The 10,128-nt window shown below is 40.0% G+C and carries 11 protein-coding genes; 5 read left to right on the top strand and 6 right to left on the bottom strand.

Annotated elements, in window-relative coordinates; genetic code table 11:
- Window positions 1–1,149: 1,149 nt before the first annotated feature.
- Genes ccmE through ccmA form a run of 5 tightly spaced genes read right to left on the bottom strand, consistent with a single transcriptional unit; the run spans window position 1,150 to window position 3,937 of the window.
- Window positions 1,150–1,647 (bottom strand): cytochrome c maturation protein CcmE, encoded by a 498-nt coding sequence (gene ccmE / locus AB4140_RS15210; protein WP_102440378.1) that lies wholly within the window; start codon window positions 1,645–1,647, stop codon window positions 1,150–1,152.
- The gene (gene ccmD / locus AB4140_RS15205) at window positions 1,647–1,844 is read right to left on the bottom strand and encodes a heme exporter protein CcmD (protein ID WP_102440380.1); all 198 of its coding nucleotides are present in this window, start codon (window positions 1,842–1,844) and stop codon (window positions 1,647–1,649) included. The genes ccmE and ccmD overlap by 1 nt, the downstream gene beginning before the upstream one ends.
- Window positions 1,844–2,590, bottom strand: a complete 747-nt coding sequence (locus AB4140_RS15200) for a heme ABC transporter permease (protein WP_102477112.1) — start codon at window positions 2,588–2,590, stop codon at window positions 1,844–1,846. Before AB4140_RS15200 ends, ccmD begins: the two co-directional genes overlap by 1 nt.
- Window positions 2,591–3,277: a heme exporter protein CcmB gene (gene ccmB / locus AB4140_RS15195; protein WP_076543209.1), complete on the bottom strand. Its 687-nt coding sequence runs from the start codon at window positions 3,275–3,277 to the stop codon at window positions 2,591–2,593. It lies immediately after the preceding gene.
- Between the two features lie 9 nt (window positions 3,278–3,286).
- Entirely contained in the window at window positions 3,287–3,937 is a 651-nt protein-coding gene (ccmA, locus tag AB4140_RS15190) for a cytochrome c biogenesis heme-transporting ATPase CcmA (protein WP_102477113.1), read from the bottom strand.
- A 322-nt stretch (window positions 3,938–4,259) separates the two neighbouring features.
- On the opposite strand from ccmA, the gene AB4140_RS15185 reads away from it, so the two are divergent.
- Entirely contained in the window at window positions 4,260–4,553 is a 294-nt protein-coding gene (locus AB4140_RS15185; RefSeq protein ID WP_076543207.1) for a cytochrome c5 family protein, read from the top strand.
- Between the two features lie 68 nt (window positions 4,554–4,621).
- Here the strand turns inward: AB4140_RS15185 and ccmI are convergent, their stop codons facing one another.
- The gene (gene ccmI, locus AB4140_RS15180; RefSeq protein WP_102520617.1) at window positions 4,622–5,890 is read right to left on the bottom strand and encodes a c-type cytochrome biogenesis protein CcmI; all 1,269 of its coding nucleotides are present in this window, start codon (window positions 5,888–5,890) and stop codon (window positions 4,622–4,624) included.
- A gap of 424 nt (window positions 5,891–6,314) precedes the next feature.
- On the opposite strand from ccmI, the gene AB4140_RS15175 reads away from it, so the two are divergent.
- From AB4140_RS15175 to AB4140_RS15160, 4 genes are read left to right on the top strand one after another with little or no spacing between them, the layout of a single operon-like run.
- Window positions 6,315–8,291, top strand: a complete 1,977-nt coding sequence (locus AB4140_RS15175; RefSeq protein ID WP_076543206.1) for a heme lyase CcmF/NrfE family subunit — start codon at window positions 6,315–6,317, stop codon at window positions 8,289–8,291.
- Window positions 8,292–8,306: 15 nt separating this feature from the next.
- Window positions 8,307–8,858, top strand: coding sequence for a DsbE family thiol:disulfide interchange protein (locus AB4140_RS15170; RefSeq protein ID WP_102440374.1), 552 nt, complete (start codon window positions 8,307–8,309; stop codon window positions 8,856–8,858).
- A 2-nt stretch (window positions 8,859–8,860) separates the two neighbouring features.
- Window positions 8,861–9,352, top strand: coding sequence for a heme lyase NrfEFG subunit NrfF (gene nrfF / locus AB4140_RS15165; protein WP_102440373.1), 492 nt, complete (start codon window positions 8,861–8,863; stop codon window positions 9,350–9,352).
- Window positions 9,349–9,903 carry a TlpA disulfide reductase family protein gene (locus AB4140_RS15160; protein ID WP_102440372.1) on the top strand — a complete coding sequence of 185 codons (555 nt, stop codon included), beginning with the start codon at window positions 9,349–9,351 and terminating at the stop codon, window positions 9,901–9,903. The genes nrfF and AB4140_RS15160 overlap by 4 nt, the downstream gene beginning before the upstream one ends.
- Window positions 9,904–10,128 lie beyond the last annotated feature (225 nt).

The following is a 10,128-nucleotide window of genomic DNA, read 5'->3' as shown; positions in this document are numbered from 1 at the left end:
CTGGCTTACCTGGCTTACCTGGCTAGCAGCATAGAGCTTCCATTAATTGAAAATAGTTCGCTGCTGACTGAAGACTCGTAAATCCACAAGAAAATGAATAATTAGCTTCTCGTAATTAGCTTCTCGTAATTAGCTTAGATTTACTCGCAAACTACCCAGTTGTAATTGTTAATCATCTGAACCTAAGTCAGTTAAACTGCTTTGAAAGTTGTTTACGAAGCTTTCTGTAATAGCTAAATTGTCATTTGCATTGCTGTAATCAGTTTGACTGTAGCCATTTAGTTGTGTCATTTTTTGGTGACATAAGTTGGTTTACTAGCCATGAAAGGTTAACTGTTTAAGTTAGTTGGCAGCGTTAAAGGGTTCTGCGTCTTTGTTTATAAAGCCACTAAACGTGTGCTTAAAACCAGTTATCCTTTTCAAGTAGTACATGTTAAACGAGTCCACCTAAGTCTTTATCACCAAGTGTCCCGGCTTGTTAGGCTCAGAATCTAGTGGACAACGAAAGTGATTTACCTGTTATTTAAACCCTAGTTGCTAATTTTAAGATTTATTTTGATTCATTCTAGATTTTATTAAGCAGTGAAATAACACTTCTTTTTATTAGCTGCTAAAAAAGTATTCAAGTCAACTATATCAATTGCAGCCTGGTTTGGCATTGGTGTTTGCTCCAATGCAGAATATAGTTTTGTTTAAGGGATTTTTTTAAAGAAGGGTTTTGTGCGGTGCTAATAGGTAAGTTAGCTATTCATGCGCTGTAGGTATTAGAAATATAATCGCTTGAGAGCTATTTAAAAGCTTCCAGTCAGCTTATTACGATTAATATAGGGTTTAGTGTGCTTTGTTAATATAAGTCCGTTTAAATGTGCGCAGAGGCTAGGGTTATCATTTTCCAGGTAATTAGCACTTTATAGTTTTTTGGGGGGGAATTGCGGCTAATGCAGAGGGATTGATTATTACAACTTTTTGGTTAAACATTAACTCTTGGTTGTTTGAGGGCAACAGTAAACTTAAACTCATAGTTGACTTCCTATACTTTAATTACGCAAGCCAAATAAAAAAGCACCGACCAATTATGGTCAGTGCTTTACATGGTGATTAGCTTACGGATGAAGCTTAAATTTCGTATGGTCGCTACTTAATCTTGGATTAGTTGTATTTATAACCTTCGGATTGAGTTTGCTCAGAGTAATCTAATTTTTCATGGCTTTGGCCCATGGCTTCAGCAACTTCTGGAGGCATGTAATTTTCATCATGCTTTGCAAGTACTTCAGTTGCTTGTAATACGCCAGGCTCTGTTAATACACCTTGTGCAACAATACCTTGTCCTTCACGGAATAGATCAGGCAACAAGTCATCAAATGTTACGATGATTTCGCCACCAAGAATATCATGAATGGCAAATTCAACATGTAAACTATCAGGATCACGTACCATTGAGCCTAAGGTCACCATACCACCTACACGTATACGTTGACCAACTTCAGGCTTGTCACCTGTATCTGGTTTACCGTTTACAATTTCATACGGAGTATAGAATAAGTTTAAGTTTGAATTTAGCGCATATATTAGTAATGATGCGATACCGGCAACACCTGCAATTAATGCGACTGCCAGTGTTAATCTCTTTTTGCGTCTTGAATTCACTATCTGCTACTCCTAGTTTCTTTAAGGCGGTCTTCTCGTTCCATCTTTTTAGATATTTCGAGTAAGACGGATCTTTTTTGACGAAGGCTCAAGAATAGTAACGTCCCTAAGCTTCCGAAGGTAACACCGTATGACAACCATACATAGAATGCATAACCGCCCATATTTAAAAATTCAGAAAATGATTCGAACTGTATCATTTCGATGCCTCCGCTTTTGCTAATTCTCTAACCCAAGGACGCATTCCATTTCTAGCTAAAATCTCAGCTTTGTAGCGTAGCAAAGTGATTGCACCAATCATTAATCCAAAACCGACGATATTGATAAGTAACGGTGCTAACATTTCCATTGGCATTGATGACTTTTCAGTGATTTTAATTGTCGCAGGTTGATGTAAGCTGCTCCACCAATCAACTGAGTATTTAATAATTGGAATATTAATTACACCAACTATTGCTAAAATGCCCGCTGCACGAGCTGCAAGTACTTTATCTTCAAATGAAGCGTAAAGAGAGATTACACCTAGGTATAAGAATAATAGCACCAGTTCTGATGTTAAGCGTGCATCCCATACCCACCAAGTGCCCCACATAGGTTTGCCCCATGCAGCACCAGTTAACAAGGCGATAAAGGTGATTACAGCGCCTATTGGTGCAATTGAGGCTGCAACCCAATCGGCTGCTTTAATCTGCCATACAATCCCGACAAATGAAGCGGATGCCATAGCCATATACGCGGCCATAGACATTGAGGCAGCTGGTACATGGATATAAATAATTCTGAAACTTTCGCCTTGTTGGTAATCCATTGGGGCAAATAGCATTCCCCAGATGGTTCCGACACTTATAAATAAGATGGCAGAAAATGCAAACCAAGGTAAAAGGGTTGATGCTAGTTTGTATGCACGCTCTGGATCAGCGTATGAATGTAGCCATTTCCACATTTAGTTTGTACTCACTCTTAATGAAGCACCAATTGCAAATGGTGCCATAACTAATGAACCGACCAACATTGCACCAATAATAGCAAGTTGACCTGTGTAGGGTAAATTCATTCCAGCCGCATCAATCGCACTTGTAGCGAAGATGAGAACAGGTATATATAGCGGTAAAATTAGCAAGCTTAGTAGTACACCGCCTTTGCGTAATCCAACCGTTAATGCAACACCAATAGCGCCAAGAAGGGACAATACTGGTGTTCCGACTGCTAGTGTCGAGATTAGCGCGCCATAGCTATTGCTATCTAAATGCAGCAGTACTGCAAGTAAAGGTGCCACTAATATTAATGGTACACCGGTTAAAATCCAGTGTGCCAATACCTTTGACAATACCAATATTGATAATGGCTGTGGGCTGAGCAACATTTGCTCTAAGCTGCCATCACTAAAATCGGCTTTAAATAAACGCTCTAATGACAGCATCGATGCTAGTAGGGCTGCGACCCAAATAATGCCTGGTGCCACACGTGATAATACTTGTGGTTCAGGGCCAATGCCTAGCGGAAACAATGTCACTACCAGTACAAAGAATAATAACGGGTTAAAAATATCACCACGATGTCGAATGGCGATTTTTAGATCCCGATGCAACAATGTCATAAATGCTTGGGTGTAACTTATGCCTCTTTTCATTGTTGTACCTTATACGAAACGATAGTCTAGTTTTACCTTACGAAGCACATCATCAGTAATGATGCCCATATCTTGGTGAGTTGTCATAATCACGCAACCCCCATTTTTAGTGTGCTGAATAAATAATTGCTCTAGTTCTTCAACACCTTTTTTATCAATGGCGGTAAATGGCTCATCTAAAATCCAAATACGACTGTTGGTATGCCACAGTCTTGCTAATGCGGTGCGACGATGCTGACCTGCAGATAAATGTCCTGCTAGGGCTTCTTCAAAACCGCCTAAGTTAACTTTGGCTAATATATCGTAACTATCAAAGTCATCATAACCACTTAACCTTAAATTGAAGTTAAGATTTTCTTTTGCTGTTAACTCACTTTTAACACCTGCTAAGTGACCTAGGTAAAGTAAATCTTCATTAAATTCATCACGGCATTGTGTGATATCGGTATCGATATATTCGACTTCACCAGCGTATGGCCTTGAAAGTCCGGCTATTATGCGTAGTAAACTGGTTTTTCCGGCACCGTTTGGGCCTTCAATTTGGACAATATCACCAGCGTTAATTTCAAAACTCAATTCGTCAAACAGAATGCGATCTTCACGAATGCAGGTTAACTCATTCGCTCTTATTAAGGTCGGCCGTTGAATGTTTTCTGTCACTTAGCCCTCATTATCACTGTTAAAGATGAATATAATTTTATATTAACATAAACACAATTAGCGGTTTAGCATTCAGCTCATCTATGTGCTAGGTATTTGAAGTGGTTCCAATAAAATACATCTTATGTGAACTTTTTCATGATTCTCTAATATATTACTTTATCTTAGCTTATTGTCTTCATTTGGACGCCAAGGTGAGATTCTTGTCACAAAAAGGTGAGTTTTATTGAAGTTTGTAGTAATCTGATGACGATTTATAAGTCTGCCTTCATTAAAAGGTGGCGTTGAGCTGTTAATTTATTTGCATTTAGGAACGATGAACATGAAAAAATTATTAGCAATGACTGCAGTTGCCGCGTTGACTTTGTCTTCAAACGTTTTTGCCCAAGATGGCGAAGCGGTTTATAACAAAGCGTGTACAGTATGTCACAGCATGGGAGTTGCTGGTGCACCAAAGACTCACGACGCTGCAGCTTGGGAACCACGTTTAGCTAAAGGTCTTGATGCATTAGTTGCAACAGTCAAAACAGGTTTAAATGCAATGCCACCAGGTGGAATGTGTACTGATTGTACTGATGAAGATTACAAAAACGCTATTGAGTTTATGTCTAAGTAATTTTAGGTTGCTCAATAAAAAAACCGGCTTAAGAGCCGGTTTTTTTATGTCTATTTATTGATAGTGGATTATTGAACCACTGTATCAAGTAATAGTTTAGCTTCTTTACCCACAGCAACAGATGCAACGATACCTTTTAAATCACCAGGTTGCGCCTTCACACTGCCATGTTTTGATAGCACTGCGATAATTTCTACATTTGCAGCACTGCTTAGTTTTACATCGCCACCCATTGAAGTAGTGTCATCAAGTGTCACCGTTACAGGTAAACTGTTGGCACTTATTTTGGTCGCAGCTAAAGGTACCTTAGGGCCTTGAGTTGAACGGGCGAAGATAAATACCATATCTGAAGAGCTAACTTGATCGGCTAACTCTGGAGCAATTGATATCGCGACATCTACAGTTTTAACACCTGCTTCGGCTGTAGCTGCTGCCATTGGGTTATGAGTACTATCGTTTGGCATCACTCCCGTTTCAGCTTGAATACGCATTTGGGCAGATTCAATAGCATTCATAAGTGCAGTGCGATCCACATCTTTACGATCGCTATCTAAAATAGATTGCCACGCTGTGATTGCGCTTTGATAGTCAGCAGTGAAAAACGCATCCATACCGACAAGCAACAATGTAGAAGGGTCGTTTGGATCTAAAGCTAAAGATTGATCAACAAGCGCTTGAATCTGAGGATTCATTTGCTGACCATTTTTGTAATACAGTGCCGTCGCTTTAGGGCCTAATAATTCAGAAGCTGTGCCAACTAATTCCATCACTTTATCAAAAGAGGCAACAGCATGATCAAACTGGTTTGCTGAAATATAAGCATGACCTAAGCTAAACCAAGCTTGGCTGTTTTCTGGCTCAGCTTGAACTTGCTGCTCCATCATTTGTACACGTTGAGCCATAATCTGCTCATTGCTCATACCTTGATGTGGCGAAGCTTCAGCTTGTGGCGGGGTAGCTAACTCCTGGTATGCACCAAGGGTTGAGTAAAAGTAACCTGAAACAGCCAAGACACCAACGGTCATAATTGATGGCCATAAGATCCCTTTTGCTTTTAATTTCGTATCTAAAGAATCGTCACCTGCAATCTTCATATCTTGCAGAAGGCCAATTTCTAGTTCTTTTTTAAGCGCGTCAAACTCTGTTTGATCAAGCAAGCCTTCTTCAAGTTCTTTAGCTAAAATGCCTGCGCGCTCGTTGAAGAGTTCAAGGTTAGTTTGCTTACGTACGCCTGATTCTTCAGCAGATAGCATTTTTTGCTGACGAAAATGAGGGATCCAAATCAGCATTAAGCTGATGAGTACGACAAGCGCAATAAATATCCAAAATGTGGTCATTGTTTCAATATTCACTTTTAGGTTGCTGAAAAAATAAAGCGGAACTGCCGCCTAACTTGAGTGCTAGATTATACGTAAAGATGATTCATTGAACAGTAATATACGATTTTACTTAGTCAGAATCCTTATAGTTGGGCACTGGTTCACAAATAAATAACCACCTTTGAAATCAAACGAAACTTAAATGAACTTTTTTAGTCATAGGCTTAGCTGTTATAACTGTGTGTTTTTAATCTCTATTTTTTTGAGAATGAGACTAGTGACCCAGTTTTGCATGAAATAGGCAGACATAAACAACAGCAAATACTAAAATATAACAAAATTCGTATTAGCTAATGTTAATGTAGCTGATATATAGCATTATGTTAGTTATGCGTTGGTTTGATTAGGTTCGGACCAACTTTTATCACACTGAGGAATACCCATGATCCCAGAACTTGGACACTTCTCGCTCATTATAGGTGTGGCATTTGCCATGCTATTAATGACCGTGCCGTTAATTGGTGCAGCCCGTAAGGACCAGTATCTCGTAAGATATGCTTGGCCGATTTGTTACGGTATGTTCTTTTTCATCGCTCTTTCAGTTATCAGCCTAGGCTATAGTTTTGCCGTTGATGACTTCTCTGTGGCTTATGTCGCACATCATTCAAACTCACAATTGCCAATCTTCTTTAAGATTGCAGCAGTGTGGGGTGGCCATGAAGGGTCACTTCTATTCTGGGTATTCTCTATATCTGTCTGGGCTGCATCAGTTGCATTGTTCAGTAAAGGTATGGAAGAAGTCTTTATCGCACGTGTTCTTGCGGTATTAGCAATGATCATTGTTGGCTTCTCTTTATTCATGCTAATCACTTCAAGCCCATTTGAGCGTATTTTCCCAATACCGATGGAAGGTCGAGATTTAAACCCAATGTTGCAAGATGTGGGCTTAATCTTCCATCCACCAATGTTGTACTTGGGGTATGTTGGTTTCTCAGTTAGCTTTGCATTTGCTATTGCTGCGCTTATGAGTGGTCGTCTAGATTCTGCTTGGGCTCGTTGGTCACGTCCTTGGACACTAGCAGCTTGGGTATTCCTAACAGGCGGTATCTCGTTAGGCTCTTGGTGGGCATACTACGAACTTGGCTGGGGCGGATGGTGGTTCTGGGATCCAGTTGAAAACGCATCGTTCATGCCTTGGTTAATCGGTACAGCGTTAGTGCATTCACTTATTGTGACTGAAAAACGTGGCGCATTCCGTAACTGGACCGTATTACTGTCAATATTCGCTTTCTCATTAAGCTTGCTAGGTACCTTTATTGTTCGTTCAGGTGTTTTAACATCAGTACATTCATTTGCAGCCGATCCTAGCCGTGGTATGTTTATTCTGCTCTTGCTTGGCCTCGCAGTTGGTGGCTCCTTGACCTTGTTTGCGTTAAGAGCAAGTCAAATGAGCAGTCCTGCAAGGTTTGAACTCAAATCTAAAGAGACCTTCTTACTTGTATGTAATGTGTTATTAACTGTTGCAGCAGGTACTGTACTACTTGGTACGCTATATCCATTGCTAATTGATGCATTAGGTATGGGCAAAATCTCTGTAGGACCTCCATATTTCAACGCTGTATTTGTACCAATTGTACTTGTACTGTTTGGCTTCATGGGAATTGGCCCAATCATTCGCTGGAAAAAATCTAAAGCGGGTGAGATTAAACGCCAACTTATGATCCCTGCGATTGTGGCTGCAATTGTTGGTTTGGCAACACCATTTATCGCTGGTAACGAAATGAACCTTTGGGTTGCATTCGGTATTGCTGCTGCGACATGGGTAGCACTAGCAACCTTCAGAGCGGCATATAACCTAGTAACTGACAAAGAAGGTAAGTTCACCCTTAACAAGATAGGCCGTAGTGAAATGGGGATGATTATTGCCCATTTAGGTATTGCCGTATCAATTGTTGGTGCCACTATGGTGTCTAACTACTCGATTGAGAAAAGTGTTCGTATGGGCCCTGGTCTCAGTGAAGAGTTAGCGGGTTATACCTTCAACTATATTGAAACCAAAAACGTGGTTGGTCCTAACTACACCGCGCAACAAGGTCAGATTGAAGTTTATTACGATGACGAATTTGTTACATTGTTAAGACCTGATCGTCGTCAATACAATGTACGTACGATGGATATGACTGAAGCAGGTATTGATTGGGGCTTGTTCCGTGATCTATATGTGACTATGGGTGATCCATTGAGCATGACTCAATTTGCTGTACGTCTTAACTATAAACCGTTTGTTCGTTGGATTTGGTTTGGTTCAATCTTTATGATGGTCGGCGGTTTCTTAGCTGCATCAGACAAGCGTTACCGCGTTAAAGAAGCTAAAACTGCTAAAGAAGAAGCAGAACAAGCAAAATTAGCCACTGCTTAATATATCGGAGAAAGTATGAAAAAGTTGGTGCTGTTTATACCATTGGTATTGTTTTTGGGGATGGGAGTTTTTCTTTATCAGGGGTTATTCTTAAATCCACAAAAGCTGGATTCAGCACTAGAAGGAAAGCCGGTACCGGCTTTCCAACTTGAACGCCTTGAAACGCCGGGTGAAATGTTAACGCAAGCTGATTTAAAGGGTGAAGTGTCGATGATCAATGTTTGGGCTACATGGTGCCCGGCATGTAAATACGAACATCCTTTTTTAATGATGCTTGCGCGTAAAAATATTTTACCTATTTATGGTGTTAATTATCGAGATGAGCGTGCGCCAGCAATACGTGAGTTAAGTCGTGAAGGCGATCCCTACACGCTTAACATTTTTGATAAAGATGGACGTTTAGGTTTAGACCTTGGGGTATATGGAGCACCAGAAAGTTTCATTGTTGACCATAACGGTATAATCCGTTTCCGCTACGCGGGGCCAGTTGATAGTAATGTCTGGAGTGAAACACTCTACCCAATGATCCAACAGTTACAAGCTGAAGCTAAACAAGACGGAGTTTAATAATGAAAACATTGAAAATACTTGTTGGCTTGATGACAAGTTTAGTTTTAGCTTTTAATGTGATGGCAACGCCAGTAGATACTTATGAATTTAAATCTACCGATAACCAAAAGCGTGCGTTGAACTTAGCGCACTCTTTACGTTGCCCACAGTGTCAAAATCAGAACTTGATCGATTCTAATTCGCCAGTAGCCCAAGACCTCCGTCTTGAAGTCTACACCATGGTTGACGAAGGAAAGAGTGATGATCAAATAGTAGATTTTATGACAAGTCGTTACGGTGACTTTGTACTATATAAGCCAAGATTAGATCCTAAGACCTACATTCTATGGATTGGCCCATTTGTACTAATGCTTATTGCACTTTACATTGCATTGGTTGTTGTTCGTAAACAACGTGGTAAAGCAGCAAATGTGGAGCAAGAGTTAACTGACACAGATCGTGACGAGTTAGCCGCTTTATTAGCAAGCAAGCAACAGCGAGATGAAAAATGAACAAGATGATCAAATTGATCATGCTTGGTGCATTAGCGGTAAGTTTTACCGCTAATGCATATCCTGGAATGGAAAAACAGCAACAGCATGTTAGTCAATCAACACTTGATAAGATAAATGTATTAGCGCAGCCGTTTCCTATTGCACACATTGGTTTTAATGATGCCGAAGGCAATGAAGTTGATTTCGAAGCCCATAAAGGCAAAGTTGTTATCATTAATATGTGGGCGACCTGGTGTCCTCCGTGTGTAAGAGAGCTACCTGCATTAAATCGATTAGAGAAAACACTGAGTAAAGACGAATATGTGTTGATGCCAATCTCTATTGATGCAGAAGGCAAGAAGCAAGTTAGCCCTTTCCTTGATTCTATTGGTCTAGGTGCTTTTACTTCTTATTACGACCCAAGACAGAATTTACGAGAAGTATTTCCACTAGACACCATACCAGCGACCTTTATTCTAAATAAAGAAGGTGAATTGGTTGCTTATGTGCGTACTTATGTCGATTGGGATGATGAAAACGCTGTTGAGTTTTTACGACAGTTTCAATAAATTGCAATTAAAGTCTAACGATAGTGATATAAGGTTGCTTACTTAATAGACTAATCACACCTGAATTGATTAAAAAAGATCGTATTTGATGAAAAGATCATCATGCGATCTTTTTTTTGCTTTTTTATCACTAAAAGCCCTTGCGCTAAATCTTAACTTGCCTATAATGCGCATCCACTGACACGGCGACAGGCCAATAGCCTCAAGGTGTTAGCGTTAATTAAG

The sequence above is a fragment of the Shewanella sp. 10N.286.51.B2 genome (assembly GCF_041469265.1).
In the GTDB taxonomy this organism is placed as follows: domain Bacteria; phylum Pseudomonadota; class Gammaproteobacteria; order Enterobacterales; family Shewanellaceae; genus Shewanella.
The sequence above is the reverse complement of the archived record's forward strand: the minus strand, read 5'-3'. Positions and strand labels throughout refer to the sequence as shown.